This is a genomic window from Streptomyces sp. NPDC050264 (genome assembly GCF_040655895.1).
Classification (GTDB): Bacteria; Actinomycetota; Actinomycetes; order Streptomycetales; family Streptomycetaceae; genus Streptomyces.
Genome location: NZ_JBFAKV010000009.1, coordinates 237,124 through 260,154, shown reverse-complemented (window position 1 = coordinate 260,154; position 23,031 = coordinate 237,124). Strand labels below are relative to the sequence as shown.

Annotated in this window: 18 protein-coding genes and 1 riboswitch; of the genes, 2 read left to right on the top strand and 16 right to left on the bottom strand. The window is 71.9% G+C overall.

From position 1 onward, the window contains the following. Positions 1-40: 40 nt before the first annotated feature. The 3 genes from AB0J02_RS18765 to AB0J02_RS18755 all read right to left on the bottom strand — a co-directional run bounded on the left by AB0J02_RS18765 (position 41) and on the right by AB0J02_RS18755 (position 2,673). The gene (locus AB0J02_RS18765; protein ID WP_363194788.1) at positions 41-745 is read right to left on the bottom strand and encodes a transglycosylase family protein; all 705 of its coding nucleotides are present in this window, start codon (positions 743-745) and stop codon (positions 41-43) included. A 4-nt stretch (positions 746-749) separates the two neighbouring features. Further along, positions 750-897, bottom strand: a riboswitch (cyclic di-AMP (ydaO/yuaA leader). Positions 898-1,078: 181 nt separating this feature from the next. Then, positions 1,079-2,083: a transglycosylase family protein gene (locus AB0J02_RS18760; protein WP_363194787.1), complete on the bottom strand. Its 1,005-nt coding sequence runs from the start codon at positions 2,081-2,083 to the stop codon at positions 1,079-1,081. Positions 2,084-2,286: 203 nt separating this feature from the next. Then, entirely contained in the window at positions 2,287-2,673 is a 387-nt protein-coding gene (locus tag AB0J02_RS18755; protein WP_363194786.1) for a transposase, read from the bottom strand. Between the two features lie 241 nt (positions 2,674-2,914). On the opposite strand from AB0J02_RS18755, the gene AB0J02_RS18750 reads away from it, so the two are divergent. Continuing rightward, positions 2,915-4,153 (top strand): cytochrome P450, encoded by a 1,239-nt coding sequence (locus AB0J02_RS18750; RefSeq protein ID WP_363194785.1) that lies wholly within the window; start codon positions 2,915-2,917, stop codon positions 4,151-4,153. A gap of 17 nt (positions 4,154-4,170) precedes the next feature. Here AB0J02_RS18750 and AB0J02_RS18745 read toward each other — a convergent pair whose 3' ends face one another. The 6 genes from AB0J02_RS18745 to AB0J02_RS18720 form a co-directional block, all read right to left on the bottom strand. Beyond that, positions 4,171-5,181 (bottom strand): nucleoside triphosphate pyrophosphohydrolase, encoded by a 1,011-nt coding sequence (locus AB0J02_RS18745; protein WP_363194883.1) that lies wholly within the window; start codon positions 5,179-5,181, stop codon positions 4,171-4,173. A 62-nt stretch (positions 5,182-5,243) separates the two neighbouring features. Continuing rightward, the gene (locus AB0J02_RS18740) at positions 5,244-5,924 is read right to left on the bottom strand and encodes a SurA N-terminal domain-containing protein (protein WP_363194784.1); all 681 of its coding nucleotides are present in this window, start codon (positions 5,922-5,924) and stop codon (positions 5,244-5,246) included. Between the two features lie 146 nt (positions 5,925-6,070). Further along, a complete protein-coding gene (locus tag AB0J02_RS18735; protein WP_363194783.1) occupies positions 6,071-6,919 on the bottom strand; it encodes a glycoside hydrolase domain-containing protein in 849 nt (282 codons plus the stop codon). A gap of 65 nt (positions 6,920-6,984) precedes the next feature. Then, positions 6,985-8,556: a serine/threonine-protein kinase gene (locus tag AB0J02_RS18730; protein WP_363194782.1), complete on the bottom strand. Its 1,572-nt coding sequence runs from the start codon at positions 8,554-8,556 to the stop codon at positions 6,985-6,987. After that, positions 8,553-9,149, bottom strand: coding sequence for a hypothetical protein (locus AB0J02_RS18725; RefSeq protein ID WP_363194781.1), 597 nt, complete (start codon positions 9,147-9,149; stop codon positions 8,553-8,555). The genes AB0J02_RS18730 and AB0J02_RS18725 overlap by 4 nt, the downstream gene beginning before the upstream one ends. Positions 9,150-9,274: 125 nt before the next feature. After that, entirely contained in the window at positions 9,275-11,377 is a 2,103-nt protein-coding gene (locus AB0J02_RS18720) for an N-6 DNA methylase (RefSeq protein WP_363194780.1), read from the bottom strand. Between the two features lie 224 nt (positions 11,378-11,601). Here AB0J02_RS18720 and AB0J02_RS18715 point away from each other — a divergent pair, with 224 nt between their 5' ends. Further along, complete coding sequence (locus AB0J02_RS18715; RefSeq protein WP_363194779.1) at positions 11,602-12,435, top strand: DUF4190 domain-containing protein; 834 nt, start codon at positions 11,602-11,604, stop codon at positions 12,433-12,435. Positions 12,436-12,469: 34 nt separating this feature from the next. Here AB0J02_RS18715 and AB0J02_RS18710 read toward each other — a convergent pair whose 3' ends face one another. From AB0J02_RS18710 to AB0J02_RS18680, 7 genes are all read right to left on the bottom strand, one after another. Then, entirely contained in the window at positions 12,470-13,246 is a 777-nt protein-coding gene (locus AB0J02_RS18710) for an N-acetyltransferase (RefSeq protein ID WP_363194778.1), read from the bottom strand. Between the two features lie 4 nt (positions 13,247-13,250). Next, complete coding sequence (locus AB0J02_RS18705; RefSeq protein WP_363194882.1) at positions 13,251-13,940, bottom strand: HNH endonuclease family protein; 690 nt, start codon at positions 13,938-13,940, stop codon at positions 13,251-13,253. 159 nt (positions 13,941-14,099) lie between these two features. After that, positions 14,100-17,630, bottom strand: a complete 3,531-nt coding sequence (gene mfd, locus AB0J02_RS18700; protein ID WP_363194777.1) for a transcription-repair coupling factor — start codon at positions 17,628-17,630, stop codon at positions 14,100-14,102. Between the two features lie 148 nt (positions 17,631-17,778). Beyond that, positions 17,779-18,681, bottom strand: coding sequence for a polysaccharide lyase (locus AB0J02_RS18695; RefSeq protein ID WP_363194776.1), 903 nt, complete (start codon positions 18,679-18,681; stop codon positions 17,779-17,781). Positions 18,682-18,732: 51 nt separating this feature from the next. Next, complete coding sequence (locus AB0J02_RS18690; protein ID WP_363194775.1) at positions 18,733-20,691, bottom strand: right-handed parallel beta-helix repeat-containing protein; 1,959 nt, start codon at positions 20,689-20,691, stop codon at positions 18,733-18,735. Continuing rightward, positions 20,691-21,920 carry a glycosyltransferase gene (locus AB0J02_RS18685; protein ID WP_363194774.1) on the bottom strand — a complete coding sequence of 410 codons (1,230 nt, stop codon included), beginning with the start codon at positions 21,918-21,920 and terminating at the stop codon, positions 20,691-20,693. Before AB0J02_RS18685 ends, AB0J02_RS18690 begins: the two co-directional genes overlap by 1 nt. Positions 21,921-22,018: 98 nt before the next feature. Beyond that, on the bottom strand, positions 22,019-22,915 hold the full coding sequence (locus AB0J02_RS18680) for a 2-dehydropantoate 2-reductase N-terminal domain-containing protein (protein ID WP_363194773.1): 897 nt from the start codon (positions 22,913-22,915) through the stop codon (positions 22,019-22,021). Positions 22,916-23,031 lie beyond the last annotated feature (116 nt).

Here is a 23,031-nt window from a genome sequence, read left to right as displayed (position 1 = left end):
CGGGTCCACATCCCCCTGCGAGTCCCTATAAGAAGGGGGCTTACTTCAGGTGCAGCTGCTGACCCGGGTAGATCAGGTCGGCGTTGCTGACGATGTCCTTGTTGAGCTTGAACACCTTCTGCCAGTTGGTGTCGTGCGCCTCGGCGATCTTGCTGAGCGTGTCGCCGGTCTTCACCTTGTACTCGCCGTCGCCCTTCTCGACCTTCTTGCCGGTCGGGGTGGTGACGGTGTCCTTCTTCGACTCCTGCTGCTGCGGCTGCTCGCGCTGCTCGGAGCGGGTCGTCGTGGAGGACTCGGAGCGCTCCTGCTGCTGCGGCTGGGACTGCTGCGAGGAGTCCGCCGAGGAGTCCGCCGGGGCGGAGTTGCTCGTGTCGGCGCCGGACAGGCCCACACCACAGCTCGGCCAGGCACCCTTGCCCTGCGCCGCGAGAACCTTCTCGGCGACCGATATCTGCTGCGCCTTGGACGCCTGGTCGGCGGAGGACGCGTAGGAGGTGCCGCCGTACGCGGCCCAGGTGGAGGACGAGAACTGGAGGCCACCGTAGTAACCGTTGCCCGTGTTGATGGACCAGTCGCCACCGGACTCGCAGCTCGCGACCTGGTCCCACTCGGAGGTGGAGGCGGCGGAGGCCGAGGTGGCACCCATCAGCGGAACGGCGACAGCGGCACCGGCGACACCAGCGAGCGTGGCGACGCGGACGGCCTTGGACGGGCGGCGGTGCTTGCCCTTGCTGGAAAGCAGCATGGAGAGATCCCCTCACCGACGCCTACGAGGTGAGCTGTCGGGTTCGGACCAGTGAGTGTCCGGCCGCGCATCCTTGTGCGCGGCTTAACCCCAAGCCGGTTTCCCGGCACTTACCTTGGGTCCCCCGCTCCTGCCTACGGCGCTGACGCGTCGACTGTTCCCGTACGGACGTCGGCAGGATTCGGCGTGACGTCCATCGGGGCCCGCTGTGGCGAGCGGTGACGACGTTAAGCAGGCGATCCGCCCGATTTCAAAGACGATCAGGGTGTTTGAGACTCATGTCTCACTCTCGCAAAAGTGGACATACGCACCCCAACCGTCCCCGAACTCCCGCTACTTTTCGACCGATTCGAGGCCAAGATCCAGACTCTGACCAGGAAGAATGAGGTCGGGGTCGGAACCCACCGTCTTCTTGTTCAGGTCGTAGAGCGCATCCCACCCGCCGTGGACGTCCTGAGCGTCCGCGATGTCCCAGAGACTGTCGCCGGAACGGACCGTGTACGTCCCGCCGGTGCGCACCTCCTCGCGCGAGGCGTGCCGCCCGTCGGAGGTACGGGAGTCGGAGGTGTCGTCGGCGGCGGGGTCGCCACGATGGCGGCCGGCGGTGTCGGACCCGGACTCACCGGAAGCGGCGTCCGAGGGGGACGGCGTCGCGGAGGAAGTGGGGTCGGACCGACCGGGCTTGCCGGCACTGTCGGAGCTTTCGCCGTCATCGCCTGCGGCTTCATCGGTCGAGCCGTCGCTCGCCTCGCCACTCGCCTCGTCGCCGGGGTCGCCACTCGCCGTGTCACCCGAGGTATCCGCCGAGCTGCCGGCTGACGGGGCGTCCGACGCGTCGATACCCACGGACGGGTCGGACGAGCCCGACCCGTCGTGATTCTTCTCTCCCGAATCGGCCGAGTCGTCCGATTCGGACGGCTTCGGGGAGACGCTCGCGCCCGGGTCGACATCGGCCGACTCGTCGCCCTGGGTGAGACCCGCCACGATCGAGCAGCTCGGCCAGGCGTTGGGGCCCTTGGCGTCGAGGACCTTCTCGGCGACGGCTATCTGCTGCGAGCGGCTGGCCTCGTCGGCGCTCGGGGCGTAGTCGAGGCCGCCGTACTGCTCCCACACCTCCTGGGTGAACTGCAGTCCGCCGTAGTACCCGTTGCCCGCGTCCAGGCTCCACTGCCCGCCGGACTCGCACTCGGCGAGCTTGTCCCAGGTGGTGGTGGAGGCGGCGCTCGCGCTGGTCGCGGCGAGCAGCGGGATCGCGATGGCGCTGCCTGTGACGCCGACGGCGACGACGAGAGCAGGGGCCTGACGGGGGCGACGGTGTCGACCGTTCCCGGAGAGCATGCGGTTGCCTTTCGCGAGACTGATGCAGCAGCACGCGACAGGGTGATGTGGTGGTGCTTGTTGTGCATGTGTCGCGATGACTGGTGAACGTAGCGGGACTCGAACGCTTGTCACAAGTCGATGCAGCGCAGATCACGTCAAAGTCACAGAGTTGACGGAGCGTCAGTTCGGCGGCCCGATATGAAGTCCGCCGCCCGGTCGGCTCATGGGCCTTGACTTGGCATGAACTCATTCCGCGAGCGGCCGGGAGCGGCGCCGCAGGTGACCTCCAGTGCCGGAACCAATTGCTCGCGCTGAGCTTCGGTCCCTCCGCCGCTCGCATTCAGTACGTGCGTCAGCGGGGCCCGGAACCCCCTCTTGACCCAGGAGTTCTGACGGTCCTTGACCAGTGCTGGCGCGCCGCACTGCTCCGGAGGCTCACCCCACAGACACCCAGTGCGCAGCCGGTGGAGGATGCCGTTCAGCTGCGTCCGGATGCCTACAGGTCCGCGGGCGAACTGACGCCTCGGAAAGAAAGCCGCCATCGCTTCTTCCGCCAACGCCCACTGCGACGCGGTCACCTCGGCAGGCACGAGCACACCTGTCCGCATGTGCCACTCCGTCACCTCGCACCCCACTCCGGTCCGCTGCCGCACCCGCTCAAGAGGCGTGGCCCGCACATCCAGAACGTTGCATACTCGGCGCAGCTCTGGCCGGCTCTGGGGCCGCTCGTCTTAAGGGGAACTCGACGCCCGGCCGGGCTGTTCACGGTCGAATCCATGATTTCCGGCCGGCCACCCATGTCGGGATACCGCGAGCGCGGTCCGCGCCGACTCCGGTTACGGTCACCTGGTGAACGCCCCGAATACCGCACCCGAACTCTTCACCTGGGAGTTCGCGACCGACCCCTATCCGGCATACGCCTGGCTCCGGGAGCACTCCCCCGTCCACTGGACGAAGCTCCCCAGCGGAGTCGAGGCGTGGCTCGTGACCCGCTATGGCGACGCGCGCCAAGCCCTCGCGGACGGCCGGCTGTCGAAGAACCCCGATCACCACGCCGACGACGCCCAGGGCAAGAACAGAACCGGCATCCCCGGTGAGCGCAGCGCCAACCTCATGACGCATCTGCTCAACATCGACCCACCGGACCACACCCGGCTGCGGCGCCTCGTATCCAAAGCGTTCACCCCACGCCGCGTCGCTCAATTCACGCCACGGGTACAGGAGTTGGCCGACGGCCTCATCGACCGGTTCGCGGGCGCCGGTGAGGCCGATCTGATCCACGACTTCGCGTTCCCGCTCCCGATCTACGCGATCTGCGACCTCCTCGGTGTCCCTGCCGAGGACCAGGATGACTTCCGCGACTGGGCGGGCATGATGATCCGGCACGGCGGAGGGCCTCGTGGCGGGGTCGCCCGTTCCGTCAAGAAGATGCGCGGCTACCTGGTCGAGCTGATTCACCGCAAGCGGGACGATCTCAGCGACGACTTGATCTCGGGCCTCATCCGCGCGTCGGACGACGGAGAGCACCTCACGGAGAACGAGGCCGCCGCCATGTGTTTCGTACTCCTGTTCGCCGGTTTTGAGACAACCATCAACCTCATCGGCAACGGCGTCCACACTCTCCTGCGCACCCCGGGTCAGCGGGCCCTGCTCCAGGCCTCGATCGAGCGCGGCGAGCAGGAGCTGCTCGACACCGGGATCGAGGAACTCCTCCGCTTCGACGGCCCCGTCGAGCTCGCCACCTGGCGCTTCGCGACCGCGCCCCTCACCATCGGCGGGCAGCTCATCGCGGCGGGCGACCCCGTGCTGGTGGTCCTGGCCGCCGCGGACCGCGATCCCGCCCGCTTCACCGAGCCCGACGCCCTGGATCTGACCCGCCGCGACAACCAGCACCTGGGTTACGGACACGGCATCCACTACTGCCTCGGCGCTCCCCTCGCCCGGCTCGAAGGCCGTACCGCCCTGGAGACGCTGCTGCGGCGGCTGCCCGATCTTCGGCTGGCGGTCGACCCCGCCGACCTGCGGTGGCGCGGCGGGCTCATCATGCGCGGGCTGCGCAACCTTCCCGTGGAGTTCACCGCCCGCTGAGAGCCATCAGAAGGGCCCTAACCCCCCAGCCCCTCCTTGACGCGGATCGCGGCACGGTACGCGCGGGCCGCCGCTCTGAGGGCCGCCTCCGGGTCCTCGCCGGCCGCCTCGGCGCGCAGGGCCAGCGCCAGCAGCTCGTAGCCGACGCCCCGGCCCGTCGGGACGGGGACGTCCAGGTCCGCCGTGCGCACCCGCGAGCCGAGCTTCGCGGCGAGGGCGAGGCCGGGCTGGCCCACCGGGACGCCGTCCGTGACCGACGCGCGGCGCTTGGACTCGGCCTTCTTGCGCAGCCAGATCTCCCCGACCTCTTCCGGCGTGGACGCGCTCTCGTCGCCGAAGATGTGCGGGTGGCGGTGGATGAGCTTGTCGACGATGCCGCCCGCCACGTCGTCGATCGAGAAGGGCTCGTCGTCCTCACCGTCTCCGGCGGACTCCTCCGCGATGCGGGCGTGGAAGACGACCTGGAGGAGTACGTCGCCCAGCTCCTCCCTGAGCTCCGTGCGGTCGCCCGTCTCGATCGCCTCCACCAGCTCGTACGCCTCCTCGATCGCGTACTTCGCCAGGTCCTCGTGGGTCCGCCTGGACGTCCAGGGGCACTCGCGGCGGATCCGGTCCATGACCTGGACGAGGTCGAGGAGGCGGGCGCCGGGCAGGTCGTAGGAGCCGGGGAGGAGTTCGAGGGAGGGCATCTGTTCGCGGCCCGAGCCGGCCAGCGTCGCCAGGCCGTCCGTGAGGCGCCGGTCGCCCTCGGCGGTGGCCAGGACGACGACGGTGCGGCCGCCGTCGGCGCACCGGTCGACGAGGTCGCGGGCGGCGAGCGGCGCCGTCGCGAGGGTGACCGCGACACCGGCGTCCTTCAGGTACGGCAGCTGCTGGTGCGCGGCGTCGGCGCACAGCACCGCGTCGGCGCCGCGCAGCGCCTCCCACGCCTGCCAGGACAGCAGCCCCGGGGCGACCCGGTGGCTCGTGGTCAGCAGGACGATGCGGCCCGCGTCGCCGGGGGTGTGGTCGCTGGTGGTGCCGTGCACCTCTCGATCGTTCACCACCCGAACGTAACGCAGGCCGCCGACAGTCCCGGACGGGCGACCGGCTAAGCCGTCTGCTGGGTCGCCGCCGGCTGCTCGGTGACCTGCTTGATCCAGGGCGTCTTCGCGTCCACGAGGCGGCTCGTGGGCGACACTTTCCAGGCGCCGTAGCGGGGATTCAGATCGACGTTCAGTTCCTTGGACGCCGTGCCGAGAGCCTTCCAGAACACGCTCTGGCCCTCCTGTGTCTGCATGTCGGCGCCGAGCGCGGTCGCCAGCTTCTGCGCCTCGATCTCGGTGCGCAGGCTTTCGGTCAGCCGCTTCGGCGGGACGCTGTACTGGGACAGCCAGGCGGACTCCAACTGCTTGGAGCCGCCCGCCTGTTGTTCCAGACCGGCCCGCATGTCCTGCATCTCCTTGCGGGTGACGCCGACGCCCTGGTCGGTGGCGGCGCGGTGCAGCACCCGGTCGAGGACCATCGTGTGCAGCGTGTTGCGGGTGAGGCCGCCGGACTTGGCGATGGCCTGTTCGTACTGGGCGCTGTCGGTGGTGGCGGCTTGTTGCGCGTCGCGTACCTCGTTCACCCGGGTCTCCAGTTGGGAGACCGTGATGCGCTGTCCGCCGACGACGGCCGCGGCGCCGGGGTGCGCTCCGCTTCCGCAGGCGGTGAGAGCGGGGACCGCGGCGATGGCGGTGGCGGACAGGATGAGCGCGGTACGGCGACGGCTGCTGGTGCGGCGGTGCAAGGTGAGCCTCCCTGCGGCGAGTTTGTGCGTCGGTGCACAAAGTCCGTGATCGATGGTAGGAGGTGGCCGCTGCCTCGGCCACCTATTCGACAACGATTCGCCGCGAGTTGAGGTACTCGTTCCGGCTCGGCCCTGTGGAGCCGCGGTCAGCCGATGATCGCGACCGGGGCGTCCCACGCGTCGCGGTCCACGGTGATCGTGTAAGCGCCGCGCTTCTCCTTGCTGTTGACCATGTACTGGTGGGCGCGGCTGTGGTTCGTGTACAGCGTCTTGGCCCAGGGCCAGTCGGAGGTCGTCGTGTTGACCTTGTCCCACTTGGCGTACCAGAGGTTGCCCGGCAGGTCGGTGCGGTCCGTCGCGGTGGCGATCGCGGCGGCGCTGGAGCTGCTGAAGCCGTAGTAGCCCGCCCGGTAGATCTTGCCGCGCAGGACCTTGTCGAAGGCGCGCACGTAGGTGAGCACGGCCTTGTTGCAGGACGCGTTCTCGATGTCGTACGGCTCCATGTCGAGGTAGAGCGCGCTGCCCGTCTTCATGCCGAGCGCGGTGGCCTTGGCGACGGCGTCCTTGCCGTCCGCGGTGCCGAGGGAGGCCGCGTTCGTCGTGGTCATCTTCTCGTTCCTGGTGCCGGTCTGGCAGGGCGGCTGGGCGCCTACGTAGAGCGGAATCAGCTTCCAGCCCTGCGAGTTGACCGTCTTCACCCAGGACTTGGTGAGGTTGGGCTGGGCGCAGCCGCGGTTCTTGCCGCCCATGTAGACGGCGGCCGCACCGTAGAAGCCGGTGTGCCAGGCCTTCATCGCCGCGGCCGAGGGCGCGGTGCAGGTGTCGAAGGCGCGGCCGGTGAACGTCTTCTGCGCGGGCCACGTCGTGGCCGACGCGCTGGTCGCGGCGAACGTGGCTCCTGCCGCGACGACGGCGCCCGTGGCCCCCCAGGCCACGTAGCGGTTGCGCTTGGAGAGTCTGTGGCTCCCCGGTCTGGAACGTCCTTCTTCGGACATGGGATCCCCACCCCTGGTGTCGTGATGCGTGTGCTGGTGACGTACGTGGATCAGCGGATCGCCGGTCAGCCCCTGACCTGGCCCAGCCATTGCAGCGTCCGGCGCACCTCCGCCGGGAACGGGTGGCCGGGCCCGTGCAGTCGCTCCGCGTCGTGCAGCAGGCGGATCAGGGTCTCGTGCGCGGCACCCCGGTCGCCAACGGCGAGCAGCAACTGGCCGATGCGGCGGCGCACTTCGAGTGCGAGGCGCAGATCGGTGGTCGCGTACTGGTTCTCGTAGTAGGGCAGCAGTGCGCGGTACTCGGCGAGCGCGGCGGCCGGTTCGCCGAGGGCTTCCAGGCACTGGGCCGCTTCGTACCGGAACTGCAGTGACTGGGGGTCGGCGTGGCCCGCCTCGGCCGCGCGCTCGTCGGCGAGGCGCCGCAGCTCGGGCAGGGCGCGGCGGTACTGGCCGTCGTCCATGAGGGTGGCCGCGTACTGCTTGCGCAGGGTGCGGACGACGGGTGAGTGCTCGCCGTGCTGGGCGGCCGCGGCGGGCAGGATCGCGCCGAGGATGTCGACGGCCTGGGTGATGCGGCCCTCGCCGAGCAGGCGCTTGACCTCGTCGACGGCGCCCGCCACGTCGGGGCGCTCGCCCTGCACGTCGGACCCGGCGGGCTGCGGCGCGGGGGTGCGCGCCCGGTCGGGCCAGGGGGCGTGCGGGCGCAGGAACGGGCGGGTGGGGTCGAGCGGATGGCCGGTGGGCACGCCGCGCGCGGGCAGCAGCGGGAGCAGCTCCTCGTAGGTCTGCTGCGCGGAGGCCGGCCGGTGCTGCGGGTCCTTGGCGAGCAGGCGCAGGACGAGGTTCTCCAGCGCTTCCGGTATCTCGGGGCGCAGCCGGCGCACGGGCACCGGGGCCTCGTACAGGTGGCGGTGGAGGATGCCGAGGGCGGTGGTGCCCGCGAACGGGACGTCGCCGCTGAGGAGTTCGAAGAGCAGTACGCCGAGGGCGTACAGGTCGGTGTACGGGCCGACGGCGCCGCCCATCGCCTGTTCGGGCGCCATGTAGGCGGGCGTGCCGATGGGCGAGCCGGTGTGGGTGAGGCGGGTGGTGTCGGTGTCGAGGACGGAGGCGACACCGAGGTCGAGGACGGTGACCGTGCCGTCCTTCTTGACCATGACGTTGCGGGGCTTGAGGTCCCGGTGCACGATCGGCACCGCGTGCACGGCGGAGAGCACGGCGCACAGCTGGGCGGCGACCGAGGCGGCCCACTGCCAGGGGTACGGGTCGTGCTCGGCGAGGTGGTCGGCGAGGTCGGAGCCGTCGATGTACTGCATGACGAGGTACAGGAACGAGGAGGTGCCGTCGGCGCCGCCGACGGCACCGTCTTCGCTGCCCGCGTCGTGCACGGTGACCAGGCCGGGGTGGTCGACCTGTGCGGTGACGCGGCACTCGCGCAGGAAGCGGCGGCGCAGTTCGTCGGCCTCGGCGCCCGCGACCCGGTCGGGGCGCAGCAGTTTGACGGCGACGCGGCGGTCCAGGCGTTTGTCGTACGCCGTCCAGACCTGGCCCATGCCGCCCTGGCCGATGAGCGTGGACAGTTCGTAGCGCCCGGCGATGACACGGCCGCCGTTCGCCGCCGGGGACGGAGAGGTCACCGGCCGCCGTCCCGCTTGCGCAGGTAGTCGCTCAGCTCGTCCAGCTCGGCGCGGACCTGGTCGATGCGCTGGGGCGGCTGCGGCTGGCCCTGGTTCTGCGGCTGCGGCTGGGGCTGCGGTTGCGCGGGCGGCGGGACCGGGGTGGGCGGCGGAGTCGCGGCCTGGGTGGGCAGCGTGTGGGCTCCCGGCTGGAACGGCTGCGGGTACGGCGGCCGCTGCTGCTGCGGGTACCCGTAACCGACCGTGGGAGCCGCCCCCGGGTACGCGAGCGGCGCGCGCGGGCGGCGTATGTCGAACACCAGGAAGTGCGCGGCGCTGGCCGCGCCGATGATCAGGACCAGGGCGAGCGCCACATCGGTGCGCGGGTCCGTCTCCGGGAGCGAGCCGACGACGGCGAGGAGCGCGAGGGTGACGGGGAGCGTCGTCCAGGCGAGCGCCCAGTCGATCGGCTTTCCGCGCAGCACCGCGATCCGGAACAGCGGGGCGCAGGAGAGCAGACCGCAGCTGAGGACGGACAGCACGGGGAACAGCACCCGCAGGGTGATGACCGTGCCCTCGTTGCGCGAGGGCGGCGGCGCGCCGGGCCCGTACATGTCTGCTCCTGCTGGTGTGTTCCTGCTGCGAACTGCGCGCTACCAACGGCGTGCTGCTCCGAGCGTATAGGCCGACAAGGACAACAGGCCCCGGGATGTGCCCACTCCGGTTCACTACGGTTTCGCTACGGCTCCAGAACACCGTCCGTCAGACCGTCGTGCAGGCCCTGGACGAGCTGCTCGCCGAGCCGGCCCGCGAGGCGCAGGGCGTCCTCGAAGGCGGCGAGGGACCTGAACCGGGCGCCGTATCCGGCCTGTTCGGCCAGGGGCAGGCGGGGCAGCTGGAGGCGGCGCACGTCGAGCCGGGTCGCGGTGGAGGCGTAGCTGCTGGCCTGGCGGTTGTTGGCGGTGCCGCGCAGGAATCCGGCGAGGAACCAGGGGTCGAGCGCGGCCGGGTCGGGCCTGAGCAGGGCGAGGCCGCGGCCGAGGGCGGCGCCCGCGGTGGCCTCGTCGACGACGCGGACGGCGGCGCCGCCGCCGACGACCGGCACGATGACGTCCCCGGCTTCGAGGAGTACGGGTTCTCCGTCGAGGGCGGCGCCGGTGTGGGTGCCGGAGGGGGCGGCGCCGGTGAGCACGTCGTGGTCGGTGAGCACGGGTACGCGCGCGTGACCGTCTGCGCCGCTCGTCGCGGCGGTGGCGGTGGCGGTGGCGGTGCGCAGGGTGAGGGCGCCCGCGCGCGCGAGTTCGCCGATCGTGGTCTGCGGCCAGCGTGCGGGGGACGCGGCCGGGGTCGCGGCCGGGGGGGCGAGCTTCGTGGTCAGGCGCAGGGTGTCGGCGAAGCGCTCGCGTACGGCGGCGAGTTCCCCGGCGCCGCCGGCCGCGGCCGGCGGTGGCAGGCGGCGGGCGGGCGCGAGGTCGACCTCGTCGTCGAGGAGTTCGATGACGGGCACGGACCGGGCGAGCCCGGGGCGCTCGGCGAGTGTCCCGGCGCGGTCGAAGGCGCGCCAGGCGTCGAGCACGGCGTCCCGGACGGCGGTCCAGGCCTGCTTCTCCCGTACATCGCCGGGGCCGGCCTGCGACGTCGTGTCGACGAGCAGCAGCTCGGGTGCGGCGGGGGCGGCCGCGGCGGGCCTGCGCAGGACCCACAGGTGCAGCGGGATGTTGTTGGGCGGGACGGCTCCCGCGGGCAGGGCGATGACCGCGCGCAGGGCGCCGCGGCGCAGCAGGTCGGCGCGGATGCGGCGGCCCGAGCGGCGGGACGCGACGGTGGGCGGCATCAGGAGCACCGCGGTCCCGCCGTCCTTGAGGCGGGCCAACGCGTGCTGCACCCAAGCCAGTTCGGACTCGGTGCGGGCCGGGAAGCCGTACTCCCAGCGCGGGTCGTAGGCCAGTTCGTCGTGGCCCCAGCCGCGCTCGTTGAACGGCGGGTGGGCGAGCACGACGTCGGCGCGCACGGAGCCGAGGGCGTCGCGGCGCAGGGTGTCGGCGGCGGCGGTGCGGATCGCGGGCGCGGCGCCTTCCCCGTCATGTCCGTCGAGGGCCAGGCGCAGTGCGGTCAGGGCGGCGAGTTCGGCGGTGGCGTCCTGCCCGTAGAGGTGCTGTCCGGGGCGGGTGTCCAGGGCGCGCACGGCGTGCAGCAGGGCGCCGGTGCCGCAGGCCGGGTCGAGGGCGGTGGAGGCGGGTCCGGCGAGGGCGGCCATCAGTTCGGCGGGGCCCGGCGGGGTCAGGGTGTACTGGCGCGGGTTGGCGTCGAGGTGACGGCCGAGAAGGAACGCGAAGGTGGAGCGGGCGCCCCGCTCGGCGGCGAGTTCGGCGGCGCCGCGCAGCAGCGCTACGGACGGCAGCAGTGCGGTGGAGTCCGGGGTCGCCAGGGCGCGTTCGGTGGCGTGTCCGAAGCGCGGGGTGAGGACGCCTTCGAGAGCGGCGGGCAGTCGCTCGGCGAGGGCGCGGTCGTCGTCCGTCCCGGTGAGCGCGAGCCATTCGGTGGGCCGGTCGTGGACGAGCAGCAGGACGCTTCCGGCGTGCAGCAGTGCGGTGACCGGGCCCGCCGGGTGCCCGGCGAGCTGCTGCCAGACGCGCTCGCGCAGCGGGACCTCGGCGAGCTTGCCCTGGGCGCGCAGCCACTCCTCGATCTCGGCGAGCGCGAAGGAGGGGCTGGTCTCGGTGCCGCCGACGGGCTTGGGGAAGTCGGTGTGGCGCCGCCGCCAGTTGCTGACCGCGGCCCGGCCGACCCCGGCGAGCCGGGCGATCCCGGCTGCTGTCACCTCTGTCGCGTTGTCCTGCACCGCGTCGGCTCCTCTCGTGGCGTTCGGTGGCATCGGGTGTGTACCGCCTGTGTACGCCCGACTCTATCGACCTCCGCGCAAGAGCCCGGTTCACAAGCTCGGAGACGTTGAACTTCGTGAACACGGTTGACTCGGTTCACACGTCATGGTGTGCTTAACCCAGCCAACCGCCGGATACACGGAAAGCCGGGGGGAGGTTGGCGTCTCTCATCTCGGAGGAATCCATGTCCCAGACCCAGCAGCAGCCCCAGTACCCGCCGTTCCAGCCGCAGCAGCCGCAGCAGCAGGTCGCGCGCAACGGTCTGGGGACGGCGGCGCTGATCCTCGGCGTCATCGGCGCGCTGTCCGGCCTCGTCCCGATCCTGTTCTGGCTGGCCGGCGTCCTCGGCGTGATCGCCTTGATCCTCGGCCTGACGGGCCGGGGCCGCGCCAAGCGCGGCGAGGCCACGAACAAGGGCGTGGCGCTGACCGGCGTGATCCTGGCGCTGGCCTCGCTCGGCCTCGCGGTCTTCGGCGCGTACACCACGTTCAAGGCCGTCGACGACGCGGTGGACCAGATCAACAAGTCGGTGTCGGACACGAAGGCCAAGGACACGAAGTCGTCCGGTGACGCGAAGGGTTCGGGGGACTCCGGCACCGGGACGGACGACAAGAAGCCGGACGAGGGCAAGGCGCTCGACGCGGGCGACTCCGTGGTCTACGACGACGACCTGACGGTGACGGTGTCGAACGCGGTGGCGTACAGCCCGAGCGAGTTCGCTGCGGGCCACACCAACGGGAACCACGCCTACAAGGTCACCGTCACGGTCACCAACGACAGCAAGGAGAAGTTCGACTCGACCCTGCTCACCGCCGGCGCCCGTGCCGGTGCGGACGGGGTCGACGCCGAGCAGGTCTTCGACGAGAAGGTCGGCACCGGGTTCGACGGCACGATCCTGCCGGGCAAGAAGGCCACGGTCGTCTACGCCTTCGACGCCCCGGCCGCCGCCAAGAACCTGACCGTCGAGGTCACCCCGAGCTTCGAGTACAACGCCTCGCAGTGGGACCTGAAGCTGTAACCGTCAGCGTCCCGGGGGCAGGTGCGGCACGCGCTCACAGCGCGTGCCGCACCCACACGTTCGGCTCGACGTACGCGGCGTGGTCGTGCTCCGGCGCGCAGGCCACCGGCACCAGGGCGCCCGGCACCTCCACCGGCCCGGCGCTGTCGAAGGGGAGCCCGGTCCACGCGCGCCACTGCCCGAGCGAGCCGGACACGGCCATCGAGGCGGGCGCGACCTTGTCGATGACGGCGCCCGCGCGGACGTGCACGCGCAGCCACGGATCGCTCGGCAGGCCGTCCGACTCCCGTACCCGATACGCGTATTCGCTCATCGGCGTGGTCGGCTCCAGGTGCTTGGCGCTGGGCCGCACGGGCGCGACGACCTCACGAAAGCCCCGGCCCCGCGCGTTGTCCCGCATGGCCGTGAGCATCCGCCCGGACAGGCCCTTGCCCTGCATCCCCGGCACGATGGTGATCTCGATGGCGCTGACCGTGTCCGGGGCGATGCCGCGCTCCCGGTCGGCGAACGCCCAGTGCAGCACCTGGTCCCAGCCCCGGTCCGGCAGTTGCCCGCGCCCTTCGGCGTGCAGCGCGAACGGCACGCTGAAACCCCGGGCCACGACGGCCCCTTCGGCGTCGGTGGCGACCAGCACGTACTCGGGCAGCTCGTCGCGCACCCGGGGCATCAGCAGCACGGCGACCGGGTCCTGCACGGCGAAGACGGGCCAGTTGTCCGGCATGCCCCACATCGGGGCGGCCAGTTCGGGCCGCTCGGCGAGCGTGGTGATGGTCAGGGCGGGGGCCGAGGGCGCCGGCGACTGCGGGTTCATCCCCTCACCGTGCATGGAAGCGGGGCGGCGCCGCAGTCGGATTTCCGCCGGTGGGCAGCTTCTGGTCCGGGCAGCCGCCGAGCACCTTCTTCATGGCGGCGCTCTCGGCGGCGGTCACCCACACCTCGTACTTCTTCTTCACCGCGACCTGCCCGGCGACGTACGTGCAGCGGTATCCCTTGTTGGGCGGGAGCCAGGTGGCCGTGTCCCCGTCTCCCTTGCTGCGGTTGGGAGTCGCGTCCACGGCGAGGAGGTTCAGCGGGTCGTTGGCGAACGCTATGCGCTTGGCCGGCTCCCACTTGGCGGCGCCCTTCTGCCAGGCGTCGGAGAGGGCGACGAGGTGGTCGATGTCGACCTTGCTGCGCCCGCGCGTGAAGGAGATGTCCTTGCCGCCGTAGGGGTCGGGGGCGAGCGTGCCGGAGACGACCTTGCAGTCACCGTCCGAGTACCGGACGGACTCGAGGTCCCGCTTGAGGATGTCGTCGCGGGTGTCGCAGCTGTTGGAGTCGGTGTCGGCCCAGGCGGTGCCGAACCGTTCCCGCGCGTAACCGGTCTTGGGCGCACGGCCCTTGACGGTCAGTCCGTCGACGGCGGCGAGCGCGCTGCCCGCCTTGCCCTGCGGCTCGGGTCCTGCCCCGCCGCCGCCCGCCTTGTCCGTCTCGACCTTGCACCCGGTGACGGCCACGGCCGCCATGAGCACGACGGCCGCTCCCCGCCCAGCGCCTCGCAGCACGGCGCTACCTCCCCTTTTGTTCACGTTTCGACCCCGCTGACCGCCACCGTACCCGAGGCAGGATCACGCCCCGCCGACGCCCGTGCCCCGGGCTCGGCGCGGCAACTGCCCGAGGATCGGCTACCCCAGGATCGAGGTGAGGAACTCGCCCACCCAGGCCAGCAACTCCCGCCCGACCAAGGGCTTTCCGCCCACCTTGGCCGTCTTCGGACGCGGTACGAGGACCTGGTGCGAGGCCGTCTTGATCACCGTGCCCGGGTAGAGCCGCTTGAGGCGCAGCTCCTGCGACTCCCTCAACTCCACCGGCGCGAAACGGATGTTGTTGCCCTGCAGCACGACCTCGCCGACACCGCACGCCCGCGCGAGCATCCGCAGCCCCGCGACCAGGAGCAGGTTCTCGACCGGCTCCGGGAGCTTGCCGTAGCGGTCCGTCAGCTCCTCGCGGACCTGCTTGACGTCCTCCTCCGTGTTCGCCGAGGCGATGGCGCGGTAGGCCTGGAGCCGCAGGCGCTCGCCGGGCGCGTAGTCGTGCGGGACGTGCGCGTCGACCGGAAGCTCGATCTTGACCTCCAGCGGCGGCTCCTCCTGCACCCCGCCGTCGAGGGACGCGCGGTAGTCCGCGACGGCCTCGCCGACCATCCGTACGTAGAGGTCGAAGCCGACGCCCGCGATGTGGCCCGACTGTTCTCCGCCGAGCAGGTTGCCCGCGCCGCGGATCTCCAGGTCCTTCATCGCGACGTACATGCCCGCGCCCATCTCCGTGTGCTGGGCGATGGTCGCGAGGCGCTCGTGGGCCGTCTCCGTCAGGGGCTTCTCCGGCGGGTACAGGAAGTAGGCGTAGCCGCGCTCCCGGCCTCGTCCCACGCGGCCGCGCAGCTGGTGGAGCTGGGAGAGGCCGAAGTTGTCGCCGCGCTCCACGATGAGCGTGTTGGCGTTCGAGATGTCGATGCCGGACTCGACGATCGTCGTCGAGACGAGGACGTCGAACCGCTTCTCCCAGAAGTCCACCACGACCTGTTCCAGGGCCTGTTCGGACATCTGGCCGTGGGCCGTCGCGATCCGCGCCTCCGGGACGATCTCGCGGAGCCTGGCGGCCGCCCGGTCGATGGACTCGACGCGGTTGTGGATGTAGAAGACCTGGCCCTCGCGGAGCAGCTCGCGGCGCACGGCCGCGCCGATCTGCTTCTCCTCGTAGGGGCCGACGAAGGTGAGGACCGGGTGGCGCTCCTCGGGCGGCGTGGTGATCGTCGACATCTCGCGGATGCCGGTCACGGCCATTTCGAGCGTACGGGGGATGGGGGTGGCCGACATCGTCAGCACGTCCACGTTCGCGCGCAGCTTCTTCAGCTGCTCCTTGTGCTCGACGCCGAACCGCTGCTCCTCGTCGACGATGACGAGGCCCAGGTCCTTGAACCTGGTCTCGGAGGAGAAGAGGCGGTGGGTGCCGATGACGATGTCGACCGAGCCGTCCTGCAGCCCTTCGAGCGTCGCCTTCGACTCGGTCTCCGTCTGGAAGCGGCTCAACGCCCTTACGTTGACCGGGAATTGGGCGTAGCGCTCGGAGAACGTGCCGAAGTGCTGCTGAACGAGGAGCGTCGTGGGGACCAGGACGGCGACCTGCTTGCCGTCCTGCACGGCCTTGAACGCGGCGCGCACCGCGATCTCGGTCTTGCCGTAGCCGACGTCGCCGCAGATCAGCCGGTCCATCGGGACCGTCTTCTCCATGTCGTCCTTCACCTCGGCGATCGTGGTGAGCTGGTCGGGCGTCTCCACGTACGGGAACGCGTCCTCCAGCTCCCGCTGCCAGGGCGTGTCCGCGCCGAAGGCGTGGCCGGGCGCCGCCATGCGCGCGCTGTACAGCCTGATCAGGTCGGCGGCGATCTCCTTGACGGCCTTCTTGGCGCGGGCCTTCGTCTTGGTCCAGTCGGCGCCGCCCAGGCGGTGCATGGTCGGGGCCTCGCCGCCCACGTACTTGGTGATCTGTTCCAGCTGGTCGGTGGGGATGTAGAGGCGGTCGCCGGGCTGGCCGCGCTTGGCGGGCGCGTACTCGACGACGAGGTACTCGCGGGTCGCGCCCTGGACGGTGCGCTGCACCATCTCGATGTAGCGGCCGACACCGTGCTGCTCGTGCACGATGTAGTCGCCGGATTCCAGGGTGAGCGGGTCGATGGTCTTGCGGCGCCGCGCGGGCATCCGCTGGCCGTCCTTGCCGGCCGTCCGCTGCCCGGTCAGGTCGGTCTCGGTGAGGACCGCGACCTTCAACTCCGTGTGCACGAAGCCGACTTCGAGGCAGCCGCAGGACACCTGCACCACGGACGGGGCGAGTTCGGCGAGGTCCTTGTCGAGCCGGGCCGCGATGCCCTCGCCGCCGAGCACCTCGACGGTGCGGGCCGCGGGGCCGTGCCCCTCGGTGACGAAGACCGTGCGCCAGCCGTCGGCGAGCCAGCCCTTGGTGTCGGCCAGCGCCTTCGCGGTGTCGCCCCGGTACGTGTCGGGGGCGTGCATGCCGAGCTGGAGCGTGTCCGCGTCCGAACCCGAGGCGTCGGCGGCGAACGGCGACACCGACCACCACATCATGCCCAGCTCACGGGCCCGGTCCCGGACGTCCGCGATGCCCCACAGCGAGGCCGCGCCCACGTCGATGGGGGCCTCGCCGCCGGTCGCCGACGCTGCCCAGGACGCCTGCAGGAACTCGTGCGAGGTGGCGACGAGGTCGGCGGCGCGGGTGCGCACCCGCTCGGGGTCGCAGACCAGCGTCATCGAGCCCTCGGGCAGGACGTCGAGCAGCAGCTCCATGTCGTCGACGAGGACGGGCGCGAGGGACTCCATGCCCTCGACCGCGATGCCCTCGGCGATCTTGCCCAGCAGTTCGCCCAGCTCCGGGTGCTGCTCCGCGAGGGCGGCCGCCCTCGCGCGGACGTCGGCGGTGAGCAGCAGTTCCCGGCAGGGCGGAGCCCACAGACCGTGCTCGGCGATCTCCAGGGACCGCTGGTCGGCGACCTTGAAGTAGCGGATCTCCTCGATGTCGTCGCCCCAGAACTCCACGCGCAGCGGATGTTCCTCGGTCGGCGGGAAGACGTCGAGGATGCCGCCGCGGACCGCGAACTCGCCGCGCTTCTCGACGAGTTCGACCCGGGCGTACGCGGCCGCGGCCAGCGCCTCGACGGTCTCGTTCAGATCGGCGCTCTGCCCGCTGCGCAGGGCGACGGGCTCCAGGTCGCCGAGCCCCTTGACCTGCGGCTGCAGTACCGAGCGCACGGGCGCGACGACCACCGACACCGGGCCGGTCTCGGGGTCGTCGGCGCGCGGGTGCGCGAGGCGGCGCAGGACGGCGAGGCGGCGGCCCACGGTGTCCGAGCGCGGGGAGAGCCGCTCGTGCGGCAGCGTCTCCCACGACGGGAACTCGACGACGCCTTCCTCGGGCAGCAGCGAGCGCAGCGCCGCGGCCAGGTCCTCGGCCTCGCGGCCGGTGGCGGTGACCGCCAGGACGGTCCGCTTCGCCTCCCGGGCGAGGGCGGCCACGGTGAAGGGCCGGGACGCGGGCGGTCCCACGAGGTCGATGTGCATCCGGTTGCCGTCACCGGCGGCCTTCACCGCTTCGGTGAGGGCCGCGTCCTTGACGACGGCGTCGAGAAGTCCGTACAGGCTCATGTGGGCGATTCCCGTCGGGGGTGGGCAACGCGAACAGCCCGGTGCGTGTCACGCACCGGGGGTTGTCCAGCCTACGACGGCCGTCTGACATACGCCGACCGCTACGTGTCTGCGCAGCTCAGCGCCGGTGGATACGCCGGGATGGGGGTTATGGGGACCGGCGCAGAGGGCCGATGGCGTGCTCGGACACGGCGAACGCGGCGAAGTCGGCGTGCTGCGCGCGCGGGGTGGCCCAGCTGGGGTCGCCACCGCCGAAGAACGTCGAGAAGAAGACCCCTTCGATCCGCAGCTCGTCGGTGGTCCGGAACTCCAGACCGGTCCGCCCGAGCACCCGGCGGCCGTCCAGGAGGACGGTCACCGAACCATCGGAGCGGCCGGGTCGGTTGAGCCGCACGGCCTGTTCCACGCAGACCCAGCGGCCGGTCGGCCAGGACCAGTCGCCGCGGCCGAGCGAGGTGCCGTGCACGACCGAGGTCGGCAGGTACGCGTAGACCTCGCCGCGGCCCTTGGCGCGCCACATGTAGCGCGTGGACAGACCGTTCTCGCCGTCCGGGACGTGGCCGCCGCTGGTGGCGCTCCCGCCGTACAGGCCGGGCAGCTTGCCGCCCTTGACGAAGTCGAAGCCGTGCGGGAAGCGCAGGTAGTAGCGGAGGTGGAGCCGGTCGACCGGTCCGTCGCGCAGCGGCAGGTACAGCTGGGTGCCGCCCTCGGGCCGGTCGTAGGTGCGCGCCACCGTGGGGCTGGCCGAGCGCGCCGGGTAGCGCACGCGGAGGCAGGGGCCCGCTGCCGGGCCGCCCGCGGTGAGCACGGCGGTGCGGTCGAGGCCGAACGAGCCGGGGCGGCGGGCGCGCACCGGGGCGTCGCGGAAGAGCCGGAGCACCTGGGCCGCGCGGCCGTCGAACGCGCTGTCCGGCGGCCCGGTGGCCGGTCCGCTGCGGGACGGGCCGCCGGACGGCCCGCCGTCCCCCGAATCGGAGGAGCAGCCGACGAGCGCCGCCCCGGCCGCGGCGGCGCCCGCCACGAGGAACTGCCGTCTGCGTATCGCTGTCACTGGCGGTCATCCCCTTGCTGTCACATGTGGTGTGCGGTGCCGGGCGGCGGGTCAGGTGATGTTGCTGACGTGGGGCGCGACCCGCGGTGGTGGGGTCCTGCGGTGCCGGACCTGGTGGACGGTCTGCAGCAGGACGGCGAGGCCGAGCGCGATCAGCGCGGCGAAGCCGAGCCACGGGAACGGCGGGAGGCTGATCTCGGTGTCGCCGTGCCGTCGTACCGAACCGTCCCCGGCGAGCGCGACGGGCGCGCGCACCCGGGAGTCCGTCAGGTCGAGACCGGCCCCGGCCTCGGTGTCGACGCCCTTGCGTTCGGCGATGACGTCCAGGCCGACGGCGTGCACCCGGGTCCCGGCGGCGACGTGCAGGCCGCGGCGGGTCCGGCTGACGGTGAGCGCGTCGAGGCGGGCCCGGCCCCGCAGATCGACGGCGGTGCGGCAGCCGGTGACCGAGCCGCCGCTGACCCGCAGCCCCGGTGACGCGGAGGACAGACCGCTCCGGGACGTGCCGCTGATCCGTACCCCGCTCAGGGTCACGTCGCGGGTGGTGTCGGCGGCCGTGACCCCGATCCGCCCGCCGCTGACCTCCATCGCGCGCAGTTCGACGTCCCGGGCCGGGCCGTGGACGGCGGCTCCGGTGCGGGAGCCGCTGATCTCGGTGCCGTCGACGACGACGTGCGATCCGGCGACGGTGACGCCCTGCTGGAAGCCGCTCACCCGGCCGCCGGAGACGGTCGCGCCCGTGATGCCCGCGCCCAGCGAGATGCCGTCGCCGTCGCCGTCCCCGGTCAGCTCCGGCGCCCGCACGGTCACCCGGGAGCCAGGGCCGAGGACGTCGACCGCGCGGGGCTCCCCGTGCACTCCGTGCACCCCGTGCACGACGGGCCGCGACACGGTGCACGCGGCGCAGGACGTCAGCCGGATGCCGCCGCCCAGATCGCCGTTCGAGACCGGGCCGGTCAGGGTGAGGCCGCGCTGGGCCGTCGCGTTGATGCCGACGTCGTAGTTGGCGCGGGTGGTGACTCCGGACAGCTCGCGGTCGTCGAGGCCGCTCACGACGACGCCGTGCCGGCCGTTCCGCTCGGCGGACAGGTCCCGGACGGCGGTGTTCCGGTCGCCGTTCAGGACCGCGCCGTCCTCGACGGAACCCGTCACGGTGACCCGGTCGAGCCGGACGCCGCGGGACCCGGCGAGGCGCAGCCCGGTGCGGTTGTCGCGGAACGTGGAGCGGATCGCGCGGCCGGTGCTGCCCTTGCCCCAGGTGACCCCGGACTCGTTCGACGGGGCGGCCGCGGAGCGGCCGAACCCGGTGACGGTGGAGTTCGCGATGTTCATCCGGCCACCCGCGCCCATCGCCAGGTACGGCCGCCCGGCGACGTGCCCGGCCACCGGCCCGGTGCCGTCCGGGGGCGCCGAGGCGAGGGTGGCGCCGGCGATGTCCAGCAGGGCGTGGGAGCCCCTGATCCAGGTGCCGGAGGCGGCGGTCGGTCCGGCGCTCAGCAGGACGGTGCCGTCCGCGGGGCCGATCTGCAGGGCGGTCCCGGGCGCGAGCAGGACGGCCGCGCGCACCCGCATCCTCGGGGTCGGCCCCGGCTCGTACGTCACCCAGCGCCGGCCCACGTTGGCGGAGAGCCAGCCGAGCGTGACCGTGCCGGGCCCCGGGTAGAGCCGGCCCACCGTCGCGCCGCGTTCGACCATCGTGACGGAGCCGGGCCGCAGCACCATCAGCCGGTCGGGGCGGCCGTGCCGGGTCCACGCCGCGATGTCCGGGTCGGTGCGAGGCCGCGTGGCGGGAAGCGCGGCGGGACCTGTGGTGGGACGGGTGGGGGCTTGCGCGCCGGGTCCCGCGGCCGGACCCGTGACCGGACCGGCGGGCGGCCCCCCGACCGGGCCGGTGGACGGACCGTCGCCGTCCGCCCGGCCGTGTGGTGCCGCGCCGACCAGGAGGGCCAGCGCGGCCGCGACGACGACACCGAGGCGCGCGCGGGCGCGGGCGCGGGTGGCCGCCGGCATCAGGCGGCCTCCGCCTTGTCCGTGGCCGGCGCGGTACGGACCACGACGCCGTTCTCCACGGAGACCTGCCGGGTGAGCCAGCGCTGTTTGCGGATGGTGATCAGAGCCCAGATCTTGATCACGGACATCACGAAGGACACCACCACGAAGCCGGGCACCAGGAAGAACGACGTGGGCCTGCGCACGAGGTGCGGCAGGATCTTCATCGACCGGCTGACCCACCACCAGCCGAAGAGACAGGCGACGAAGAACCAGTCCTCGCGGACGATGGCGTACGTCATGAAGAACGGCGACAGCAGGAGGGTGAAGCTGCTGACGCCTTTGTCGACCATGGTGCAGGCGAGGAACGGGTGCCGCCAGACCCAGCGGCGGGAGAGAGCTCTCAGATCGGAGCGCCAGGTGTTGCGGGCCCACCGCAGCCGCTGTCTGACGAAGATCCGCGGGGTGCTGGGGAAGGTCGACCAGACCCGGGCGGTGCGCTGCATGTAGGTGAGGTGGCCGCGCTCCAGGACGAGGGTGGTCAGGCGTTTGTCGTCGCCGGACATGCACGGCACGCCCCAGAACGTCTCGGACATGAAGTCGTCGGACACCTCCAGGAGAAGGGCGCGCCGGTAGACGGCGGTGCGCCCGGACAGGCAGGAGACCGCGCGGCCCATGACGGTCTGCGCGGCGTTCTCGTCGAAGTAGCGGTAGTCGAGGAACATGTCGGTGACGCGCAGGAGGAAGCCGCGCGGGTTGTAGACGTTCTGCCGGGTGCCGACGCCTCCGATGCGGGGGTCGGCGAAGGGCCTGCAGACCTCGGCCGCCACGTCCTCGGCCCAGATGGTGTCGGAGTCGACCAGCGCGACCAGCTCGGTTCCGCACGCCTCCCAGCCCCTGCGCAGCGCGTCGCGCTTGCCGGGCACGTCGGTCACCACGACGGTGACCGGGTAGCGGTCGGCGACCTGGCGGCAGGCGTCGTCGGTGACGTCGATGACGAGGACGACCTCGTCCACCCCGTTCGCCAGCCAGGACTCGATGGCGTGGGCGAAGATCTCCGGGTCCTCCTGGTAGACGGGGACGACGACACCGATCGACCGCCGGAAGTCGTTCTTCACCGGCCGGTACAGCACCGCCGGCGCCCGCCGCAGCAGCCAGCAGGCCCAGCGGACCAGGCCGAGGATGCCCAGGGGCAGGTAGACGAGGTAGTACCTGAAGTCGTCGAAGGTGCTGGTGAAGAATCTGCTCATGGACCTGTCCTCAGGGGAGTGCCTTCGGGATCGGCCGGGCCGTCCGGCGGCCCCCTCGTGACGGGGCCGCCGGACGCCCCGGCGCTGTCGGACAGGTACTAGGCCGCGCCGACGGCCAGCTCGTCGACCTCCGGCGCGGACTCACCGGCGAGCAGGTCGTTGACCTTGACGACCGCTTCGAGCAGCGGCATGTCCACCCCGATGGTCTCGGCGAGACCGAGGAAGCCCCGGGTGTCCTTGGGCAGGCAGACGCCGCCGTACGGGCTGCCGCCGCGGATGCCGTAGTCGGGGTTGTACGAGGCCTCTGCGGAGCGGGCCACGGTCTGCGCGATGGGGTCCAGGTCCAGCCCGAGGGACTGGCTGACCAGCCACATCTCGTTCCAGAAGCTGATCTTCGTGGCGTTGTAGATGTTGTGGGCGCACTTCACGAACTCGGCCTCCGCCGGGTCGGTGAAGAGCCGGATCTCGCCACCGAACGGGACCAGCAGTTCGGCGAGCCGTTCCCGGGTGCGGGCGCTGCGCGAGGCGATCACCGTCATCCAGGGGTGACGGAAGTCCTCGACGGCCGAGGCGGCCCGCAGGAACTCCGGGTTGCTGGCGAGCGTGAAATCCTCGCCTGCCGTGCGGCCGGACTCCTTCTCCAGGAGCGGTTTCACGACCTCCTCGGCGGTGCCGGGCGGCACGGTCGAGCGGACCACGACGACGTGGGCGGCCGTGGTGTCGGCCAGGGCCCGGCCGACCGCGGCGGTGCCCTCCTTGAAGGCCGTCAGGTCGTAGCCGTGGCCCAGGCTCGGGGTGGGCAGGGTGAGGAAGATGAACGCGTCGGGCTCGCCCCGCAGGTCGAGCACCTCCTGTGCGTCGAGTCCCTGGGAACGCAGGTGGTCCAGGCGCGGCCGCGCCACGTCGACGAAGGTCACCTCGTGCTCAGCACGGAGGAAACCCTTGCCGGTGGCACTGCCCACGACACCGGAGCCAACGATGAAGATCCTTGCCATGGTGAACTCGTCTCCTGGTCGGACGCGTGTGTTCAGCCACACGCGCATACGGAAACGGGACAGGGAATTCACCCGTGGCCGGTCGAAATGGCGCGCGGGCGCACGAAAAAGTGAGG